14 protein-coding genes and 6 pseudogenes are annotated in these 19,742 nt (G+C 53.3%); 4 read left to right on the top strand and 16 right to left on the bottom strand.

Annotated elements, in window-relative coordinates:
• Window positions 1-65: 65 nt before the first annotated feature.
• From phnK to CRI63_RS07960, 11 genes and pseudogenes are all read right to left on the bottom strand, one after another.
• Window positions 66-824, bottom strand: coding sequence for a phosphonate C-P lyase system protein PhnK (gene phnK / locus CRI63_RS08010; RefSeq protein WP_135519147.1), 759 nt, complete (start codon window positions 822-824; stop codon window positions 66-68).
• A complete protein-coding gene (gene phnJ, locus CRI63_RS08005) occupies window positions 821-1,666 on the bottom strand; it encodes an alpha-D-ribose 1-methylphosphonate 5-phosphate C-P-lyase PhnJ (RefSeq protein WP_000002284.1) in 846 nt (281 codons plus the stop codon). Before phnJ ends, phnK begins: the two co-directional genes overlap by 4 nt.
• Window positions 1,659-2,723 carry an alpha-D-ribose 1-methylphosphonate 5-triphosphate synthase subunit PhnI gene (gene phnI, locus CRI63_RS08000; RefSeq protein WP_135519145.1) on the bottom strand — a complete coding sequence of 355 codons (1,065 nt, stop codon included), beginning with the start codon at window positions 2,721-2,723 and terminating at the stop codon, window positions 1,659-1,661. Before phnI ends, phnJ begins: the two co-directional genes overlap by 8 nt.
• Window positions 2,723-3,307 carry a phosphonate C-P lyase system protein PhnH gene (gene phnH, locus CRI63_RS07995; RefSeq protein ID WP_107236291.1) on the bottom strand — a complete coding sequence of 195 codons (585 nt, stop codon included), beginning with the start codon at window positions 3,305-3,307 and terminating at the stop codon, window positions 2,723-2,725. The genes phnI and phnH overlap by 1 nt, the downstream gene beginning before the upstream one ends.
• Window positions 3,304-3,722 (bottom strand): annotated as a pseudogene (gene phnG, locus CRI63_RS07990) (phosphonate C-P lyase system protein PhnG). The gene phnH and the pseudogene phnG overlap by 4 nt, the downstream one beginning before the upstream one ends.
• A gap of 33 nt (window positions 3,723-3,755) precedes the next feature.
• Window positions 3,756-4,481, bottom strand: coding sequence for a phosphonate metabolism transcriptional regulator PhnF (gene phnF, locus CRI63_RS07985; RefSeq protein WP_135519142.1), 726 nt, complete (start codon window positions 4,479-4,481; stop codon window positions 3,756-3,758).
• Between the two features lie 20 nt (window positions 4,482-4,501).
• On the bottom strand, window positions 4,502-5,281 hold the full coding sequence (gene phnE / locus CRI63_RS07980) for a phosphonate ABC transporter, permease protein PhnE (protein ID WP_001193500.1): 780 nt from the start codon (window positions 5,279-5,281) through the stop codon (window positions 4,502-4,504).
• A 105-nt stretch (window positions 5,282-5,386) separates the two neighbouring features.
• Window positions 5,387-6,403 carry a phosphonate ABC transporter substrate-binding protein gene (gene phnD / locus CRI63_RS07975; RefSeq protein ID WP_135490061.1) on the bottom strand — a complete coding sequence of 339 codons (1,017 nt, stop codon included), beginning with the start codon at window positions 6,401-6,403 and terminating at the stop codon, window positions 5,387-5,389.
• Between the two features lie 24 nt (window positions 6,404-6,427).
• Window positions 6,428-7,216, bottom strand: coding sequence for a phosphonate ABC transporter ATP-binding protein (phnC, locus tag CRI63_RS07970; protein WP_112043037.1), 789 nt, complete (start codon window positions 7,214-7,216; stop codon window positions 6,428-6,430).
• Window positions 7,217-7,348: 132 nt separating this feature from the next.
• Entirely contained in the window at window positions 7,349-7,792 is a 444-nt protein-coding gene (gene yjdN / locus CRI63_RS07965) for a VOC family metalloprotein YjdN (RefSeq protein WP_135519140.1), read from the bottom strand.
• Window positions 7,793-7,979: 187 nt separating this feature from the next.
• Window positions 7,980-8,315 carry a zinc ribbon domain-containing protein YjdM gene (locus CRI63_RS07960; RefSeq protein WP_001300891.1) on the bottom strand — a complete coding sequence of 112 codons (336 nt, stop codon included), beginning with the start codon at window positions 8,313-8,315 and terminating at the stop codon, window positions 7,980-7,982.
• Window positions 8,316-8,711: 396 nt separating this feature from the next.
• Between CRI63_RS07960 and crfC the strand changes: the two are divergent.
• The 4 genes and pseudogenes from crfC to pmrR all read left to right on the top strand — a co-directional run bounded on the left by crfC (window position 8,712) and on the right by pmrR (window position 13,783).
• Window positions 8,712-10,939, top strand: a pseudogene (crfC, locus tag CRI63_RS07955) (clamp-binding protein CrfC).
• A pseudogene (locus tag CRI63_RS07950) lies at window positions 10,936-11,814 on the top strand (diguanylate cyclase regulator RdcB family protein). The pseudogenes crfC and CRI63_RS07950 overlap by 4 nt, the downstream one beginning before the upstream one ends.
• Window positions 11,815-12,076: 262 nt before the next feature.
• Window positions 12,077-13,579 carry a glycine betaine/L-proline transporter ProP gene (gene proP / locus CRI63_RS07945; RefSeq protein WP_130216781.1) on the top strand — a complete coding sequence of 501 codons (1,503 nt, stop codon included), beginning with the start codon at window positions 12,077-12,079 and terminating at the stop codon, window positions 13,577-13,579.
• Between the two features lie 114 nt (window positions 13,580-13,693).
• Window positions 13,694-13,783 carry an LpxT activity modulator PmrR gene (pmrR, locus tag CRI63_RS07940; protein ID WP_074399408.1) on the top strand — a complete coding sequence of 30 codons (90 nt, stop codon included), beginning with the start codon at window positions 13,694-13,696 and terminating at the stop codon, window positions 13,781-13,783.
• Here the strand turns inward: pmrR and pmrB are convergent.
• The 5 genes and pseudogenes from pmrB to adiY form a co-directional block, all read right to left on the bottom strand.
• Window positions 13,759-14,858, bottom strand: a pseudogene (gene pmrB, locus CRI63_RS07935) (two-component system sensor histidine kinase PmrB). The gene pmrR and the pseudogene pmrB overlap by 25 nt on opposite strands.
• Window positions 14,859-15,527, bottom strand: a complete 669-nt coding sequence (gene basR, locus CRI63_RS07930; RefSeq protein WP_064525700.1) for a two-component system response regulator BasR — start codon at window positions 15,525-15,527, stop codon at window positions 14,859-14,861.
• Window positions 15,524-17,167 carry a phosphoethanolamine transferase EptA gene (eptA, locus tag CRI63_RS07925; protein ID WP_135519133.1) on the bottom strand — a complete coding sequence of 548 codons (1,644 nt, stop codon included), beginning with the start codon at window positions 17,165-17,167 and terminating at the stop codon, window positions 15,524-15,526. The genes basR and eptA overlap by 4 nt, the downstream gene beginning before the upstream one ends.
• 105 nt (window positions 17,168-17,272) lie before the next feature.
• A pseudogene (gene adiC, locus CRI63_RS07920) lies at window positions 17,273-18,609 on the bottom strand (arginine/agmatine antiporter).
• A gap of 136 nt (window positions 18,610-18,745) precedes the next feature.
• Window positions 18,746-19,509 (bottom strand): annotated as a pseudogene (gene adiY, locus CRI63_RS23905) (DNA-binding transcriptional activator AdiY).
• Window positions 19,510-19,742 lie beyond the last annotated feature (233 nt).

Below are 19,742 nucleotides of genomic sequence, written 5' to 3'. Positions count from 1 at the left end.
TATCCGACCTATGGGGAATGCATTTGTAGGCCGGATAAGGCGTTTACGCCGCATCCGGCACCGGCTCAATTCTGCAAAACCGATGACACCAGCAATTGGGTATACGGGTGATGCGGGTCGTCGAGCACGCGGTCGGTTAACCCACTCTCCACCACTTGCCCCTGCTTCATCACCAGCAAACGGTCCGCCAGCAGGCGGGCAACGCCCAGATCATGGGTGACAATCACCACTGCCAGATTCAGCTCCACCACCAGACCGCGCAGCAGATCGAGCAGGCGCGCCTGCACCGACACATCCAGCCCGCCGGTCGGTTCATCCATAAACACCAGCTTCGGATGCGTCACCAGGTTGCGGGCAATCTGCAAACGCTGCTGCATGCCGCCGGAAAAGGTGGTTGGCAGGTCGTCGATACGGTTGGCGGGAATCTCCACCTCTTCCAGCCACTTCTGCGCGGTGGTGCGAATGTCGCCGTAATGACGCGCCCCGGTTGCCATCAGCCGCTCGCCGATATTGCCGCCTGCCGACACCTGGCGGCGCAGGCCGTCGAGCGGATGCTGATGCACCACGCCCCATTCGGTGCGCAGCAGGCGACGGCGGTCGGCTTCGCTCATGCCATAGAGGGAACGGTTCTCGTAGTAAATCTCCCCCTGTTGCGGCGTCAGGCGGGCGGAGATTGATTTCAGCAGCGTGGTCTTCCCGGAGCCGGACTCCCCGACAATGCCCAGCACTTCCCCCGGCCATAAATCAAAAGAGACATCGCTAAAGCCTTTGCCCGGCGCGTAAAGGTGGGTCAGGTTATTGACCGAAAGTAACGGTTGATTCATTGGCTTTTCGCCTCGCTCTGTTGGCGGCAATAATCGGTATCGGAGCAGACAAACATGCGGTTTCCGGCGTCATCCAGCACCACTTCATCAAGATAGCTGTGGGTCGATCCGCAGATGGCGCACGGCTCATCCCACTGCTGGACGGTGAACGGGTGATCGTCGAAATCGAGGCTTTCCACGCGGGTAAACGGCGGCACCGCATAGATACGCTTCTCACGCCCCGCGCCGAACAGCTGCAGGGCGGGCATCATGTCCATTTTCGGGTTATCGAATTTCGGGATCGGCGACGGGTCCATCACGTAGCGACCGTTTACTTTCACCGGATAGGCGTAGGTAGTGGCGATATGACCGAAGCGGGCGATATCTTCATACAGCTTCACCTGCATCACGCCGTACTCCTCCAGCGCGTGCATGGTGCGGGTTTCCGTTTCGCGCGGCTCGATAAAGCGCAGTGGTTCCGGGATTGGCACCTGGAAGATAATGATCTGATCTTCGGTCAGCGGCGTTTCGGGGATGCGGTGGCGCGTCTGGATAAGCGTCGCATCATCCGTGCGTTCGGTGGTATTTACCCCGGTCACGCGCTTAAAGAAGTTGCGAATCGACACGGCGTTGGTGGTGTCATCCGCGCCCTGGTCAATCACCTTCAACACGTCGCTTTCGCCAATCACGCTGGCTGTAAGCTGAATGCCGCCGGTTCCCCAGCCGTAGGGCATCGGCATTTCACGCCCGCCAAACGGCACCTGATAACCGGGGATCGCCACCGCTTTTAAGATGGCGCGGCGGATCATGCGTTTGGTCTGCTCGTCGAGGTACGCAAAGTTGTAGCCGCTCAGATTAGCCATGGTTCTGCTCCTGTTGCAGACGTTTGAGTAGCTCCAGTTCAGCCTGGAAATCGACGTAGTGCGGGAGTTTGAGGTGCGAGACAAAGCCTGCGGCTTCGACGTTGTCGGCATGCGCCAGCACGAACTCTTCATCCTGCGCCGGGCCTGTCGCGTGCTCGCCGTATTCCGGGGCTTGCAGAGCGCGGTCAACCAGCGCCATCGCCATCGCTTTACGTTCGCTCATGCCAAAAACCAGCCCGTAGCCGCGCGTGAAGTGCGGCGGCTCATCCGGCGGGTCGATAAAACCGTTGACCATTTCACATTCGGTCATCAGCAGTTCGCCGACGTTCACCGCAAATCCCAGCTCTTCCGGCACAATCGACACGTCGATATAGCCGCTGCGGATTTCGCCCGCGAACGGGTGATTGCGCCCGTAACCGCGCTGGGTGGAGTAGGCCAGCGCCAGCAAATAGCCTTCGTCGCCGCGCATTAACTGCTGCAAACGGGAAGAGCGTGAGCAGGGGTAAACCGGCGGCGTGCGGGTGATGTCGTCCGGCTGTGCGCCGCTATCTTCTTCAAACTTCGCCAGCCCCTGACGCGCCAGCAGGCTGAAAACGTGCGGCGACGGCTGTTGTTCGCTGTCGGCGGTGGTCAGCGTCGGCGTTTCACCGTTTGCCAGCAGGGTGAAATCGAGCAGGCGATGGGTGTAGTCGTAGGTCGGGCCAAGCAGCTGGCCGCCGGGAATGTCTTTATAAACTGCCGAAATACGTCGTTCGAGACGCATCCCGGTGGTGTCGAGCGGCTCGCTCACCGCCAGTTTCGCCAGCGTGGTGCGGTAGGCGCGCAGCAGGAAAATTGCTTCGACGTTATCGCCGCTGGCCTGTTTCAGCGCCAGCGCCGCCAGTTCGCGGTCGGCAACGCCGCCTTCGGTCATCACGCGATCTACCGCGAGATTAAGCTGCTGTTCAATCTGGGCGACGCTCAGTTCAGGCAAATCGGTATTGCCCCGGCGTCGGCTTTCCTGCAGGGCGTGGGCGGCGTCGATCGCCTTTTCGCCCCCTTTCACGGCAACGTACATCAGCACACCTCCACATGAGTGGTTCGCGGGATAGCCAGCAGGCGCTCGCCGCAGGTCAGGATCAGGTCGATGCCGAGCGGGAACGGGTGCGGGCGCTCGGTGAGTTCGTGCAGAATGCACTCTGGCAGCTGCGGGGCGATCATTCGTTCTTCGGCAATACCCGCGCCGGTAAGGCGCAGCATGCGCCCGCCGCTCAGGCTGGCGACTTGTAAAATCAGCGTCGCGCCCGCTTCCGGCGCAACGGCGGTGCCGCTGGAAAGAGCGTTGAGCTGTTCGCTGGAAATCGCCTCATCCGTCACCGCGAAGGTCGCCTGTTCCGGTTGATTGACCAGCGGCGCGTTGGTATGAAAACGCAGGCTCTGGCTGACGATATCGTTACTTAATGGCGCGGAAAGCCACACCGGCGTGTCGTTATCGGCCAGCGTCAGCAGCACGCTGGTGGTGGCGATATTCAGCGGCTGCCAGCCGCGCTTGAGCTGATGCAGGGCGACAATCACGCCCGGCTCGCTCATGGCCTTTAACAGGCGACGAAAACTGTGCTGGGCATCCTGCACGGGAAGCATAAAAGCGGTTTCCAGGGTCATGCGTTGTCTCCGCGAACCATCGTAAAGAAGTCGACTCGGCTGGCGTTCACTTCGGCCTGGCGTGCGGCAATGCGTGCCATACGGTCAGCATCCAGCGGGGCAATAAGGGTTTCTGATAAGTTTTGAAAGTGGCGAGATTGCTGCATCAGTGCGTCAATCAGCGCACAGCGTTCGGCGTGCTGTTTATCACGCCCCAGCACCCAGCTGTAGCCGAACGTGCCGTCAGTCAGGCGTACGGCGGCGCGGGTGAGCGTGGCGTCGCCGGCAAAAAACGATCGCCGGTGCCGCCCATCCGCGCCTGAATCTGCACCAGGCCGGTTTCGGCGGCGCGGATAACGTCATAGTCGGCGGTGATGTTCAGCGCGTTCAGGCGGGCTGCCAGTTCAGCCGGTTGGCTGTGCGCCAGTACGGACATCCAGTGCTGGCGGGTCGCGGTATCTGCGTGCATTCAGTGCTCCATAGTGAATTCAATCATGTCGGCGCGCGTCAGGCTGACGGAGTACTCCGCCGGGCTGCTTTCACCGTCACGGTGGTTAAGGGTGCGCACGCACAGCAGCGGCGACATATTCGGGATTTCAAGACGCTGGCACTCTTTGGCCTGGGCGCGGCGGGCGCTGATCCGCGTCTGGCAGCGGCGCAGCGCAATCCCCGTTTGCTCGCGCAGAAAATCGTGCAGCGAGCCGCTGTCGAAGCGTTGCAGCGTCGGCCAGAGGGTGAGGTCCGCAAAGTAGTGGTCGATTAAACAGAGCGCGACGCCGTTGACCCGACGCAGGGTACGCAGGTGGATGACGTTCTCCCCCTCGGTTATCCCCAGCGCGTCAGCGACGTGACCGGAGGCGGGGCGCAGCACCGACAGCAGTTTTTCGCTGGTGGGGTGGCTGCCCTGGTCCAGCAGGTTCTGGCTAAAACGCGCCTGGGCGTTGAGCGGGTAATCGAACGGGCGCATCAGCACCAGCACGCCGACGCCCTGACGGCGCTGTACCCAGCCTTTCTCCACCAGTTGGTCGATGGCGCGGCGCAGGGTGTGGCGATTCACCTCAAAGCGCGCCGCCAGTTGCTGCTCGGCGGGAAGATAGTCGCCGCAGCGGTAGTGTTGACGAAGCTCCTGCTCAAGTTTTGCGGCTATCTCCTGATAGCGTGTTGGGTAGCTGGTCGGATGTGTAGACAAGTGCATAGCTATCAATGCCTCGCTAATCAGATAAAGTGCTTACGCAACCGTTGAGAGAGGAAATCCAGCAGGCTGACCGTGACGATAATCAGCACCATCAGGGCGCAGGTTTGCTGGAACTGGAAACCGCGAATCGCTTCCCACAGGGTGACGCCAATCCCGCCAGCGCCGACCATGCCGACGACGGTCGCCGAGCGGACGTTGGATTCGAAGCGATAGAGGGAGTAGGAGATCAGCAGCGGCATCACCTGTGGCAGCACGCCGTAGAGGATCTCTTCCAGCTTGTTGGCACCGGTGGCGCGAATGCCTTCCACCGGGCCGGGTTCAATCGCTTCCACCGCTTCGGAAAGCAGTTTGGAGAGCACGCCGGTGGTGTGGATAAACAGCGCCAGCACGCCAGCGAACGGGCCGAGGCCGACGGCGACCACGAACAGCATGGCGAAGACCATTTCGTTAATGGCGCGGCAGGCGTCCATCAGGCGGCGAACGGGCTGGTAAACCCACCACGGCACCAGGTTTTCAGCGCTCATCAGGCCGAAGGGGATGGAGAGAACCACCGCCAGCGCGGTGCCCCAGACGGCGATTTGCAGCGTGACGGCCATTTCGGTGAGGTAATCTTGCCACTGGCTGAAATCGGGCGGGAAGAAGTCGGCGGCGAACGTCGCCATGTTGCCGCCGTCTTTAATCAGCGTGAGCGGTGCCATTTCCGCGCCCTGCCACGAGACGACCAGCACGGCGAGAACAACGGCCCAGCTCAGAAGCGAGAACCAGCTGCGCTTGGGTGGGGCGATGGTGATGGTTTGCATGTTTGGCTCCGGTCTATAGGCCGGATAAGGTGCTTGCACCGCATCCGGCATCAACGTCTGCACATTGTCGGATGCGACGCCGCGGCGTCTTATCCGACTTACGATTTATTGCACCGCTTTACTCACCGAACTCATCGCGCTTAACGCGTTGTTCAGGCGGTCCAGGTCATCCAGCTGCGCCTGAATGGCGGTGGTTTTTGCCAGCTTGTCCTGCTCATTCAACCCTTTATTGCCTTTCACGCTTTGCATCTCTTTAAACAGCGCGAGCTGGCGAATCGGCACCAGTTGCAGGTCGCTGGAGGCGCGAAACGGTGCCCAGCCCAGGCGCTCCAGCACCGCTTTCTCTTCCGGCGTTTTGCCGTAATTCATAAAGAAGTCGTAGATCTTGTCTTTGGTGGTTTCGGAAAGATTTTTGCGCCAGACGATCGGATCGCCTGGGATCAGTGGCGACTTCCAGATCACTTTCAGTTCTTTCAGCTTCTCCGGCGCGGAGGTTTTCAGCTTGTCGAGGTTTTCGGTGTTGTTTGTCGCCACATCCACCTGCTTGTTGGCGACGGCGAGAGCATTGGTTTCATGCCCGGCGTTGACGGTGCGCTTGAAGTCGCTGGCGGAGATATTGTTTTTGGCAAAGACGTAGTAACCGGGGACGAGGAAGCCAGAGGTGGAGTTAGGATCGCCATTGCCGAAGGTGAGATCTTTCCGCTTCGCCAGCAGATCGTTCAGGTTATTGATCGGGCTGTCTTTGTTGACGATCAACACGCTCCAGTAACCCGGCGATCCATCCGCCGCGACCGTCTGGGCGAAGACCTGGCCGTTGGCGCGATCCACCGCTTCCATTGCCGACAGGTTGCCGTACCAGGCGATATCCACTTTATTGAAGCGCATCCCCTGGATAATGCCCGCGTAGTCCGGGGCAAAGAAGGCGTTGACCTTCACGCCCAGCTTCTTCTCCATATCCTGTAAGAATGGCGTCCATTGCGGTTTCAGGTTTTGCTGTGATTCCGTTGAAATAATGCCGAAATTCAGCGCCTTTTCCTGCTCTTCGGCATGCGCCGGGCTTAACAGGGTGCTGAGGCTGAACATGCTGGTGAAGGCCAGCGAGGCAATTATCTTAGCGTTCATTCGTTTTCCTCAATGATGGGGATGTCAGGCAGCTTTCGCGTTCTCTTCGATGCGATTAATGCTGCGGTAGAGATGGTCAAAACGTTCGTTATCAAACTGTTGGCTGCTGCCGTCGTAGAAGACGTGCCCCTGGCGCAGCGCGACGATGCGTTCGCAGTAGCGCAGGGCGTAATCCACCTGATGCAGCGTGACGACCACGGTGATGCCGTCGTTCTGATTGATGTCGCGCAGGGTGTCCATCACGATGCGGGCGGATTCCGGGTCCAGCGAGGCGATCGGTTCGTCCGCCAGAATCACCTTCGCCTGCTGCATCAGCGCGCGGGCAATCGCCACACGCTGCTGCTGTCCGCCGGATAGGGTGGAAACGCGTTGATGGGCAAAATGCACCATGCCAACGCGGGTCAGCGCCTGTAACGCGCGTTGTTTCTGCTCGCGGGTGAACCAGCTAAAACAGGTGCGCCAGAACGGCGTGCTGCCGAGCGCGCCAATCAGCACGTTTTCCAGTACGCTCAGGCGATTCACGAGGTTGAATTGTTGGAAGATGTAGCCGGTATGGGCGCGGCTTTTGCGGATATCGCGGGCCAGACGGCCTTCGCGCTGGACAGTGCGGCCCAGCAGCTCGATATGGCTACCGACAGATTTATCGCCGGTAATCAAACCGCTTAAGTGACGTAAAAGGGTGGATTTGCCAGAACCGGACGGCCCAAGCAGAGCCACCATTTCACCATGATGAATGTTCAGATCAACCGCGTGCAGCGCCTGATGCTGATTGAAGGTTTTGGCGAGCTTCTCGACACGGATAATCGTTTGCATGATGCAGCCTCCCTAAAAAAGTGGCTCCATCGTGGCGGATTATTGTGACGATTTGGTTAATTAAAAGTGACTAACAGATGAAGAGTTAACGGGAATTCGATGACAGTGCGGGAGGGCGGGCCTCCCGGCGGGTTATTGCGTTGGTTGTTGTTTAACGACATTAATCATCCACGGCACGCCAAATTTATCGGTGACTTTGCCGAAGCCATGCGCCCAGAAAGTTTCCTGCCAGTCCATTTCGATTTTTCCGTTAGCTGCAAGGTTATCAAACCAGCGTTTTCCTTCTTCGACCTGTTGCGAATCGAGCACCAGCGTAAAGCCGGAGTAGCTGGCTTTTCCTGACGGCATGGCATCGCTCATCATGATATCGCTTCCGGCAATACGCACGTTAGCATGGGCGATGGCGGTATCGGGAAATTGCATCCCGGAAGGGCAGTTCTCGGCGCTGTCCTGCGCTGATTTCGGCATTTCGCCGAAGCTGATTTTATAGAGCAGTTCCGCGCCCAATGTGCGTTGATAATAAGCAATTGCGTCGGCACAGTTACCGGCAAAAGAGAGGTAGGGACTTAACGGCATGATGGTGACCTCAGTTAAGAGAAGCCAGTTAAGTGTAGTTCGAAATTTGTACAGATGAGAGGGAAGCCTGATAAGACGCGGTCAGCGTCGCATCAGGCATCTGGCACCGTTGCCGGATGCGGCGTAAACGCCTTATCCGGCCTACGGATCTACCGATCATGTGCCAACATTACATTGAGCAATACAATCAGTTCTTTTTCACAAACTCAGATTTCAGTTTCATCGGACCAAAACCGTCGATTTTGCAATCGATGTTATGGTCGCCTTCAACCAGGCGGATGTTTTTCACTTTGGTGCCGATCTTCAGCATCGAAGAGCTACCTTTCACCTTCAGATCTTTAATGATGGTAACGCTGTCGCCGTCAGCCAGCAGGTTGCCGTTAGCATCTTTAACGATCAGCTCGTCACTTTCCTGTGCAGGTTCTGCGTCGTTCCATTCGTAGGCACATTCCGGGCAGATGTACATGCCGTTATCTTCGTAAGTGTATTCGGAGTTGCATTTTGGGCAGTGTGGTAATGACATGTGGATTTCCTCAAAAGTCAGCGGGGCAAAAGCGCCAAAAAACGGCAGATTGCCGAAAAAGGCCGCAATTATACACAAAATCCCTGAGTTTGTCGGGGGTACTGCTGATTTTAGACGACGATCGTTTTCATTTGAAAGAGAAGGCAAAAAAAAATAATCTTTTTGCCTCAGTTTATTATTTGAGATAAGGTTAACTTTATTCTTGTTCTTTTTTTAATTTAATTGTTTTTTATCTTTCTGACTTTTAAACGTGTCGGAAGAGACTTCGTCATTCTAATAAAAACAACAAATTAAATATAAATTATTTCCCGCAGTAATTATAAAAGCCGAAAACAGAACTAAAAAACGATCTGGCTAAATAAAAGTAATAAAATTTGCTTTAAGGAAGAACTTTCCATGTGCACACAGACAATATATGAGTTAAGTCAGGAGGCGGAACGTCTGTTACTGCTTTCCCGACAACAGTTGCAGTTACTGGAAAAAATGCCTCTCACTGTACCTGGAGAAGTGGCGCCGCCTCTGACTTTACCCTGGAGTCAGCATAATATCGTCGAGCGCCACGCGATGCTGAATAATGAGCTGCGTAAAATTTCCCGTCTGGAAATGGTGCTGGCGATTGTCGGCACTATGAAAGCAGGGAAATCAACCACCATTAATGCCATTGTTGGCACAGAAGTTCTTCCTAATCGCAATCGCCCTATGACTGCGCTGCCAACGCTTATTCGCCATACGCCGGGGCAAAAAGAACCCGTGCTGCATTTTTCACATGTCGCGCCAATTGACCGTTTAATCCAACAATTACAACAGCGCCTGCGTGATTACGATATTAAGCATCTGACCGATCTGCTGGAAATAGATAAAGATATGCGTGCACTTATGCAGCGGATCGAAAATGGCGTCGCTTTCGAAAAATATTACCTGGGCGCCCAGCCTATTTTTCATTGTCTGAAAAGTTTGAATGATTTGGTGCGCATGGCGAAAGCGCTGGACGTTGATTTTCCTTTTTCTGCTTACGCCGCCATTGAACATATTCCGGTGATTGAAGTGGAGTTCGTCCATCTGGCGGGGCTGGAAAGTTATCCGGGGCAGTTAACATTACTGGATACTCCCGGGCCAAACGAAGCCGGGCAACCACATCTGCAAAAATGCTTAATGAGCAGCTGGCGCGTGCTTCTGCGGTGCTGGCGGTGATGGATTATACGCAACTGAAATCGATCTCCGATGAAGAGGTGCGCGCGGCGGTTATGGCCGTCGGCAAGTCAGTACCGCTGTATGTATTGGTCAATAAATTCGATCAGCAGGATCGTAACAGCGACGATGCCGAACAGGTGCGGGCGCTGATTTCCGGGACGTTGATGAAAGGCTGTGTTACGCCAGGGCAGATATTTCCGGTATCGTCGATGTGGGGCTATTTGGCGAATCGGGCGCGCCATGAGTTAGCTAGCAGCGGCAGGTTGCCCGATCCTCAACAGCAACGCTGGGTGGAGGATTTCGCTCATGCGGCGCTCGGCAGGCGCTGGTGTAACGCGGATCTGGAGGATATCGACCATATTCGCCATGCAGTTGAGCAATTGTGGGAAGACTCGTTATTCGAACAGCCGGTGCAGGCGTTGTTTCATGCCGCGTATGCCAACGCGTCGTTGTACGCTCTGCGTTCTGCCTCGCATAAATTGTTGAATTACGCCCAGCAGGCGCGGGAGTACCTTGATTTTCGCGCCCACGGCCTGACTGTCGCCTGCGAGCTATTGCGGCAAAATATCCACCAACTCGAAGAAAATTTGCAGCTATTGCAACTCAATCAGACGCAGGTGAGCGGTGAGATTCAACATGAAATAGAACTTGCTCTGGCATCAGCCAACGACTTTTTGCGTCAGCAGCAAGAGCAGGTGAATGCCCAGTTAGCCGTGCTGTTTCAACATGATTCGTGGCCATTAAGCGAGATTCGTACTCGCTGCGAGACACTGTTACAGACGGCACAGACCCAAATCAGCCGGGATTTCACGCTGCGTTTTGCTGAACTGGAATCAACCCTTTGCCGGGTACTAACCGATGTTATTCGTCCCATTGAACAACAGGTTAAAGTGGCATTGAGTGAGTCTGGGTTTCGCCCTGGATTTGAGTTTCCTGTTTTTCGCAGCGTGGTTCCCCACTTCAATACTCGCCAGCTATTCAGCGATGCAATATCACTCCAGGAAATACCGGATGAGCAGGTCACCCGTTTAGGTGTTGTACGTGAGACTTTCTCGCGCTGGTTGAATCAACCAGACTGGGGACGGAGTAGTGAGAAATCCCCGACGAAGACCGTTGATTACAGTGTGCTACAACGTACGTTAACCGAAGAAATTGACCTCTATTGCCAACAAATGGCTAAAGTTTTAGCGGTTCAGGTCGATGATTCTGTCACGGCAGGAATGAGCACATTTTTCGCTGATTTCGCTGTATGTTTGACGGAATTACACACGCGTTTACGCGAAAGTCTGGCTTTGCGACAGCAAAATGAATCCGTGGTGAAAATTATGCAGCAGCAATTGCAGCAGACTGCAACAACGCACGGCTGGATTTATACGGACTCTCAGTTGTTACGCGATGATATTCAAACTCTTTTCACGGCAGAACAGTTTTGACAAAGACGTTACTGGACGGCCCCGGTCGCGTGCTGGAGTCGGTTCATCCCCGCTTTTTAGTGGATCTGGCGCTGGGCGATGATACCCGTCATCCGCAAGCCCATCAGCAGCAGTTTCGTGAACGACTGATGCAGGAGATCCTTGCTCGCACACAGCTTCAGACGTGGGCGAATGCCGGAATGTTAAATGCGCCGCTTAGTCTACGCCTGGCATTGGTGGAAAAACTGGCGGCAATGCTTGACCCCGGTCATCTGGCGTTGACACAGATCGCACAATATCTGGCGTTACTGCAAAAAAGGGATCTCCGCCCACAATCCGCTTTCCCGGAACTCCAGCAGCAAATTACCGCTTTATATGAGTGGTTTTCAGCCCGTTGTCACTGGAAGGAAAAAGCCTTAACGCAACGAGGGTTGCTGGTGCAGGCGGGCGAACAGAGCGAGCAAATTTTTACTCGCTGGCATGCCGGTGCGTATGACAGTTGGTCGCTGCCTGGACGTTGTTTCATCGTTCTGGAAGACTGCGTTGGGGGGCGTTTGGCGATGCCTGCCGTCTGGGAAGTCCGCAAGCGGCAGCGTTGTTGCTTGGTGATTTGCGCGTATAAAGCGACGCAATATCTGGCTGAAAGTATCAACGCGGCACCGACTACTCGTCATTATTACCACCAGTGGTTCACATCACCCACAGCTCTAAGCGGTGGGGATCATGCTGACTTTTTAGGTTGGTTGGGTAAGTGGTCCGATGCAGATAAACAGCCCGTTTGCTGGTCGGTGACCCAACGTTGGCAAACTGTCGCGGTAGGGATGCCACGGCTCTGTTCAGCACAACGTCTGGTGGAGGCCATGGTCGAGGAAATCTTCTCTGTAAATCATGTGTAAATAATCAGTTACATTGATGAGTGTTTAACGAAATTCATATGTGAAGTTGATCACAAATTTAAACGCTGGTAGGGTAAAAAGGTCATTAACTGCCCAATTCAGGCGTCAACTGGTTTGGTTGTACAATTCTTAATCGGAACGTGTAAGTAAACCCGCTACGCTTGTTACAGAGATTGCACCCTGCAATTCCCGCTTCCCTTTTGCGGGCGCCACGTTATTTGCCTGACGTGTGCGGAAATGGGCTTACTCTGCGAGGAAAGCTATGCTGAAAAGGAAAAAAGTAAAACCGATTACCCTTCGTGACGTCACTATTATTGATGACGGTAAACTGCGCAAAGCCATTACCGCAGCATCGCTGGGTAATGCAATGGAATGGTTCGATTTTGGTGTTTATGGTTTTGTTGCCTACGCGTTAGGTAAGGTCTTTTTCCCGGGGGCTGACCCCAGCGTGCAGATGGTTGCTGCACTTGCCACCTTCTCCGTTCCCTTTCTGATTCGACCGCTTGGCGGGCTCTTCTTCGGTATGCTGGGCGATAAATATGGTCGCCAGAAGATCCTTGCGATCACCATTGTGATTATGTCGATCAGTACGTTCTGTATTGGCTTAATACCGTCCTATGCCTCTATTGGTATTTGGGCACCGATTCTGTTGTTGATCTGTAAGATGGCGCAAGGATTCTCGGTGGGGGGCGAATATACCGGGGCGTCGATATTTGTTGCGGAATACTCCCCTGACCGTAAACGCGGCTTTATGGGCAGCTGGCTGGATTTCGGCTCTATTGCCGGGTTTGTGCTGGGTGCGGGCGTGGTGGTGTTAATTTCGACCATCGTCGGTGAAGAAAACTTCCTCGACTGGGGCTGGCGTATTCCGTTCTTTATCGCTCTGCCTTTAGGGATTATCGGGCTTTACTTGCGCCATGCGCTGGAAGAGACGCCGGCTTTCCAGCAACATGTTGAGAAACTGGAGCAGGGCGACCGGGAAGGTCTGCAGGATGGTCCGAAAGTCTCGTTTAAAGAGATTGCTACCAAACACTGGCGCAGTCTGTTGACGTGTATTGGCCTGGTGATTGCCACCAACGTCACTTACTACATGCTGCTGACCTATATGCCGAGTTATTTGTCGCATAACCTGCACTACTCCGAAGACCACGGAGTGCTGATTATTATCGCCATTATGATCGGTATGCTGTTTGTGCAACCGGTGATGGGGCTGCTTAGTGACCGTTTTGGCCGTCGTCCGTTTGTGATCCTCGGTAGTGTTGCGTTGTTTGCGCTGGCGATCCCGGCGTTCATCCTGATTAACAGTAATATCATCGGCCTGATTTTCGCCGGGTTGTTGATGCTGGCAGTGATCCTTAACTGCTTTACGGGTGTTATGGCCTCAACGTTGCCAGCGATGTTCCCGACGCATATCCGTTACAGTGCGCTGGCGGCGGCATTTAATATTTCGGTGCTGATTGCCGGTCTGACGCCAACGCTGGCGGCCTGGCTGGTCGAAAGCTCGCAGGATCTGATGATGCCCGCCTATTATCTGATGGTCGTGGCGGTGGTTGGTTTAATCACCGGCGTAACCATGAAAGAGACGGCGAATCAGCCATTGAAAGGTGCGACGCCAGCAGCGTCAGATTTACAGGAAGCGAAGGAAATTCTTGTCGAGCATTACGATAATATTGAGCAAAAAATCGAGGATATTGACCACGAGATTGCCGATTTGCAGGCGAAACGTTCTCGCCTGGTGCAGCAACATCCGCGTATTGATGAGTAATCTGAAATGGATGGCCTGATGCGACGCTGTCTTATCAGGCCTACTACCGAACTCTTAAGGTTCACTTAATCTCTGGCGCGCATACTCTCCTCCAGGTTAACGGAGGAGAGTGCAATGAAAAACCGTATTTATGAACGTTTAACTACCGTGTTCAGCGTGCTGGTAGTCAGCAGCTTTCTTTATATCTGGTTTGCCACGTACTGATCTTTCTTCAGCCGTACCCAGCACGCGTGCCGGAGGTTTCTTCCCGGTTTTGCAGGAAAAACTGCCCGTGATGTAACTGCGTGATGCGGCTGACAATACTTAATCCCAGACCAATTCCGCCATAACGGCTGTCCATTCGTACAAACGCTTTGCTTAACTCCCCGCATTTACTCTCATCAATACCTGGCCCTTCATCTTCAACCGCCATTACCGCACCGCCATCTTCTTGCAGCTTAATCATAATGTTGCTGCCTTGTGGGCTGTAACGATGGGCGTTTTCCACCAGGTTTCGCAATAGCATCCGCAGCAGGGTAGCATCGCCCGGGACGGTGATGTCGGCGGCACTTTCTGGCAACAGCAAGGTTTGCTGACGCTGATCGAGCATGGTACTTAACTCGTCATACGAGGGCAGAATCACATCTTCCAGCAGTTTTACATGCTGATAATTACCGGATGAAAATGACTGACCCGCACGCGCCAGTTGTAACAACTGGGAGACGCTCTCCATCATCTGATCAAGCCGCGCCACTAACGGCGCTACATCAATGTGATGCGTTTTCGCCATCAACTCCAGATGCAAACGTACCCCCGCCAACGGCGTTCGCAGTTCGTGAGCGACGTCAGCGGTAAACAACCGTTCGTTATCCAGCGTGCTGGTCAGGCGAGATACCAGATCGTTCAAAGCCGAAACCACCGATTCGATTTCGAGGGTGGCACTGTGAATGGCAATGGGCGTTAAGTTGTCGGCGGTACGCGCTTCCAGCTCTTTTTGCAACTCCGCCAGCGGACGGGTGATGCGCCGTACCGCCTGATAGCAGATGAATAGCGTCAGGCTGACCATAAATACGCCGGGGACAATCAGGCTGGCAACCGCTTCGCGGATCTCACGCATGATGTGGCGGTCGTTGTTGCGATTGTCGCGTAACGCCTGCTCAAATAGCTGAATCTGCTCGGTACTTTCATGCCATAGCCAGAAGACGCTGATCAGTTCAAACACCAGCAGAATGGCCCCGATGGTCAATATCAGCCGCTGGCGCAGCGATATTGGCCGACGCAGAAAACGCATCAGATTCAATTAGTTCTCCTCATTTACGACCAGCATATAGCCAAAACCGCGTACGGTGCGGATGCGCGACTTGCCCACTTTGTCGCGCAGGTTGTGAATATGCACTTCCAGGGTGTTGGTCGAGGGTTCGTTGTCCCAGTTATAGATGTCGTTGTAGAGAATTTCCCGATGCACGGGGCTGCCTGCTTTGAGCATCAACCGCGACAGCAGAGCATATTCTTTCGGCGTCAGAATCAGTTCTTCACCGCCCATCCATACCTGACGGCGGCCCATATTCAGCGTCAGGTTGCCAACAATCAGCTCACTTTCGCCCTGATTATTATGGCGTCGCAGCAGGGCGCGGATGCGGGCGTGTAACTCTTCCAGCGCAAAAGGCTTCACCAGATAGTCGTCAGCCCCGACATCCAGCCCGGCGATTTTGTCGGTCAGAGTGTCGCGGGCGGTGAGGATCAGCACCGGCAGGGTGTATTTTTTCTGCCGGATACGGGCGAGAAAATGCAGTCCATCTTCGTCAGGTAACCCTAAATCCAGTACCACCAGGCTGTAATGACCGGCTTCAAGGCTTTGTTCCGCCATCCGCGCGGTCGTGACGCCATCACAGGCGTAGCCTTCCGTTTGCGCCGCCAGAATCAATCCCTGCAATAACAGTGTATCGTCTTCAACAATTAGAATTTTCATTCAGTCGTTCTCCTGCAAGTTTGCAGAATATCATCCGCGGCCTGGTAATACTTCGTCTCAACACCGGTTAATCCCAACAGCGTTGAGAATAAATTGTCTTGTGAATAGTGCTGCGTTTGCGCCTGTTTTTGCAGGCAGTTCTGGTCAACCTGATACCGCTTTTGATAATCCTCTGACAGCCACAGCAGCATTGGCACCTGTTTTTGGCTATCCGGGGCGATGGCATAAGGCAGGCCGTGCAGATAGATGCCATTTTCACCTAACGATTCACCGTGATCAGAAAGATAAACCAGGCTGGTGGTAAATTTATCCTGATGTTCTTTCAGCAGATTAATCGCTTTATCAACAATATAGTCGACGTAAACCAGCGTGTTGTCGTAAGTGTTCACCAGTTGCTCTTTGGTACAGGTCTGGATCTCATTGGTGTCGCAAGTGGGGGTAAATTTCCTGAACTGCGGCGGATAGCGGTTGTAATAGGTCGGGCCGTGGCTGCCGATGGTGTGTAATACAATCACGCCATCACCTTGCAGATTATTGATGTACTCTTCCAGCCCGTGGAACAGGACTTCGTCATAGCATTCGCCGTTGATGCACTGACCAGGCAAGTTCAGCGCAGTGACGTTCTGGTGAGGCACGCGGTCGCAGACGCCTTTACAGCCGCCATCGTTATCATTCCACAGTACATTAATGCCCGCCCGTTGGATGATATCCAGAACACCTTCCTGATGCTGCGCCAGTTCTTCCTTGTAATGCTCACGCGGCATATCCGAGAACATGCATGGCACTGAAACTGCCGTTGCCGTGCCGCAAGACGCGGTATTTGGGAAATAGACCACGTTATCTTTCGCCAGCCGTGGGTTAGTTTCACGCGGGTAACCGTTGAGCGAGAAGTTCTCCGCCCGCGAAGTTTCGCCGACGATCAAAATGGTCAGATTTTTACGTTTCTCGTTTTGCATTAACGGGTTGCGGTGAGCATCCTCACCAATGCGCACCAGCGGCAGATTTGCCAGTCGCTGGTGGGAATACCATGACCAGCTGGCGACAATGCTGTTAGACGGGCTTAAGGATTTCACCAGCTCTTTGTTGTTGCGAAACAGCGAGGCGTAGTCTTTATAAAACAGCGCGGCGACCAGCAGAATCAGCAGCACAGAAATCAGGATATTAGCCCCACGGAAAAGAACGCTGCGCAGGCGCGAGTTGGCGGGTTTAATTTTAATCCAGCAGGCTATCAGCGCCGCAAGTACGCCGCTTAACCCCAGCGTTAATAACATTTGTGGTGTCATCAGCGCATAACTTTCTGCCGGAGTGGTATCAATAATATTGGCAATCATCGAGCGGTCGATGACGATGCCATAGGTCATGATGAAATATTGCGCCGACGCGCCGACCAGAATAAACAGGCACGCCAGCGGGCGATTAAGCCATAAGAAAGAGCCTAGCGTCAGAACAATATTCATCACACTAAACGCGACGACTGGCATTGATAAGAAAACCAGTACGTTATGCAGCGAATCCAGCGGTAACGCCTGCAATACTTGTTTAAAAAAGGCAATATTCAGGCAGATAGAGATATAAAAAGCAGCCAGCAATAGCCAGGCGAGTAAATTCAAAGAGGGTCTTTTTAGAAGGCGCTTCAACATCACGGTGTTTCCATCGAACAAAGTGCGCATATGTTCGCAAAGCAAAGTTAAGCCAACCTTAAGTTCTTAAGGTTGGCTTATGCGTTTGCTGGATTAAGGGGGAACTTAATCTTTACTGATCGGTGCATCTAAAGGATAGGGGTTTTTATGCATCCGGTTGTAGTTCAGCGCATACATGGCTGTGATTACCATCAGAGTGACGAATGACCACATGACCTCTTGTGCGCCAGAACCGACCACCGCCCAGATACAGTAAAGGAAGGCGATAGTCGTGATGGTCAGGTACGCCGGGCGCGCTTTGCCAAAGTGACCGTGACCTAAAAGCAGTAAAGCGGCACAGGTGTAAAGATAAGGCACGAGGGTAAAGATTACCGATACGGAAGACACCAGACCAAACTCTTTGGTGGCGTTTGGCGAGATGCTACTGAACTGGAAGATAGTCATCAGAATACCAACGATAATCAACCCGGCAACCGGGGTACCCGCTTTGTTAACGCGGGCAAAATGGGGGGGAACAGGCCGTCATCGGCAGCTGCTTTCGCCGTTTGCCCGGCCAGTAGTGTCCAGCCGCCCAGCGAGCCTAAGCAACCTGCCGCTGCGCAGAAGGAGACAATGGCCCCAGCGGTATCACCCAGCGCCATCCGCGCTGCATCGCCAAAAGGTGAGGCGGAAACGCGCAGCGCGGCATTAGGGATCATCCCCATAATTGCCGTGGTCGAGAGTACATAGCAGACGGCGGCAATCAATACCCCACCTATGGTGGCGATAGGCACGTTGCGTTTCGGGTTTTTCACTACGCCCGCCGCAACGGAAGCACTTTCTACCCCGATAAACGACCACAACGTGACGTTTAAGGTACTTTGAATCGCACCGAAAGTACCCTGACCACTCACGTTCCAGGCTGCCATATACGTTTCACTGTGGAACCAGAACCAGCCGAATACTGCAATTCCGACAATGGGGATCAGCGCCAGCACAGTGGCGACAGCCTGCACGCGGGTGATCATTTTTGGACCGACGATATTAAGCAGAACGAAGATCCACAGCACCACCACGCAGGTGATGGTTAATACCAACGGATCTTTGAGGATAGGGAAGAAGTAGCTTAAATACCCCACGCCAATGACCACCATGGCAATATTGCCGATCCAGCAGGCCAGCCAGTAGAGAACGTTTGTTTGATACCCGAGGAAAGGGCCAAAGCAGCGGCGCGCGTAGGCATATGAACCGCCAGGGCTGGGATCAAGGAAAGACATTTTGGCGTAGACCATCGACAAAGCCAGCGCACCGATAATCGTCACCAACCAACCATATATGGCTATCCCGCCTGTCGAGGCCAGGTTTGCAGGTAACAGAAAAACCCCTGACCCCATAATATTCCCCGACACCATCAGGGTGACGGGGATTAAGCCCACTTTGTGAGCGTCAGCATCCGAAGACATAATTAAACTCCTGCGAAGGCGAGCTTCGTGACAATAAATTACGTCATATCATACGCCTACACTCGCGCGTTGAATTATCCTCAACCGGGTTATCGCTGATGCTGTTATTAATATAGCTCTTCGTTCAGGTTATAAATCAGGCGACAGAACGTTCTCTGTGCTGACTAACATAATGGAGAGGCGTCATACCATAGAAGTCTTTAAATACAGATATAAAATAGGAAGTGCTGTTGTAGCCGCAGGATTGTGATACCTGTGAGATATTTTTGCCGTCCATCATTAATTCATTTACGGCATAACGCATACGGCAGGTGGTGATTATTTGGCTATAACTGGTGTTTTCACTTTTTCAGTTTTTTCTTTAACAGGCTTGGGCTTAGACATAAACAGCTGGCTACCATACTAAGATTCCAGTCTTTATGAATATCGCTTTCAATTATTTGATAAACGCTATCACTTACACAATTACGTAACATATACATCATAAGAGAAAGGAATTTTTTACTGTCGAGAAAGCGTGATAGCACAGTGAATAATAATGCACGAGTGCGTTCTTTTTTCTGACTCTGTTTCTGCGGGCATCATGCTATGTTGAGCAGCGACGCGAAAGAGGTCCAGTGTCAGGCATGGTAAGGCCAGGACTGGGGTGGCGCTTCGTTGCCAGACGGGTATTTTTGAGAGATCTTTATTCAGAAAACGGAGGTAATCTTTGATGATGTTATGACTAATATGCGCAACCAAAGTGTTATTAAGTGAGGAGACATCAATAATATTATTTTCACAACTTAATAACGCCATGTGGTTAGCCTTCAGGCTTATAGGTTCTTTCCCATTCACCCTTAACCAGACATCTTTTTCAGTCAATAAAACAATACAAGGTTGGTCGCTGCAAATCCTCATACATGTACTCCTGAATGCAAATAAAAGACCCGTTTTCGCCAGGAAGAGCGATACGGGGAAATGGTTATATAATTGTATGACGAATCAAAACATGCATAAAAATAACGTGTTTTACTAATATTACAAATTTTTTATAGTAATTTCTCATGTACAAAAAAATTTTACATGCTGAAAAAGTGTAAATAACAGGCAAAAAAAAGCGCGGGGTGGGACCGCGCAAAAAGTATGGCATT

Source organism: Escherichia sp. E2661 (genome assembly GCF_004745185.1).
Lineage (GTDB): Bacteria > Pseudomonadota > Gammaproteobacteria > Enterobacterales > Enterobacteriaceae > Escherichia.
Note: the sequence above shows the minus strand (reverse complement) of the source record. Positions and strands in the feature narration are given on the sequence as shown.

Bases quoted from the DNA above. Each gene is read 5' to 3' on its own strand.
- phnK (WP_135519147.1), bottom strand. From the start codon at position 824: ATGAATCAACCGTTACTTTCGGTCAATAACCTGACCCACCTTTACGCG.
- phnJ (WP_000002284.1), bottom strand. From the start codon at position 1,666: ATGGCTAATCTGAGCGGCTACAACTTTGCGTACCTCGACGAGCAGACC.
- phnI (WP_135519145.1), bottom strand. From the start codon at position 2,723: ATGTACGTTGCCGTGAAAGGGGGCGAAAAGGCGATCGACGCCGCCCAC.
- phnH (WP_107236291.1), bottom strand. From the start codon at position 3,307: ATGACCCTGGAAACCGCTTTTATGCTTCCCGTGCAGGATGCCCAGCAC.
- phnF (WP_135519142.1), bottom strand. From the start codon at position 4,481: ATGCACTTGTCTACACATCCGACCAGCTACCCAACACGCTATCAGGAG.
- phnE (WP_001193500.1), bottom strand. From the start codon at position 5,281: ATGCAAACCATCACCATCGCCCCACCCAAGCGCAGCTGGTTCTCGCTT.
- phnD (WP_135490061.1), bottom strand. From the start codon at position 6,403: ATGAACGCTAAGATAATTGCCTCGCTGGCCTTCACCAGCATGTTCAGC.
- phnC (WP_112043037.1), bottom strand. From the start codon at position 7,216: ATGCAAACGATTATCCGTGTCGAGAAGCTCGCCAAAACCTTCAATCAG.
- yjdN (WP_135519140.1), bottom strand. From the start codon at position 7,792: ATGCCGTTAAGTCCCTACCTCTCTTTTGCCGGTAACTGTGCCGACGCA.
- CRI63_RS07960 (WP_001300891.1), bottom strand. From the start codon at position 8,315: ATGTCATTACCACACTGCCCAAAATGCAACTCCGAATACACTTACGAA.
- proP (WP_130216781.1), top strand. From the start codon at position 12,077: ATGCTGAAAAGGAAAAAAGTAAAACCGATTACCCTTCGTGACGTCACT.
- pmrR (WP_074399408.1), top strand. From the start codon at position 13,694: ATGAAAAACCGTATTTATGAACGTTTAACTACCGTGTTCAGCGTGCTG.
- basR (WP_064525700.1), bottom strand. From the start codon at position 15,527: ATGAAAATTCTAATTGTTGAAGACGATACACTGTTATTGCAGGGATTG.
- eptA (WP_135519133.1), bottom strand. From the start codon at position 17,167: ATGTTGAAGCGCCTTCTAAAAAGACCCTCTTTGAATTTACTCGCCTGG.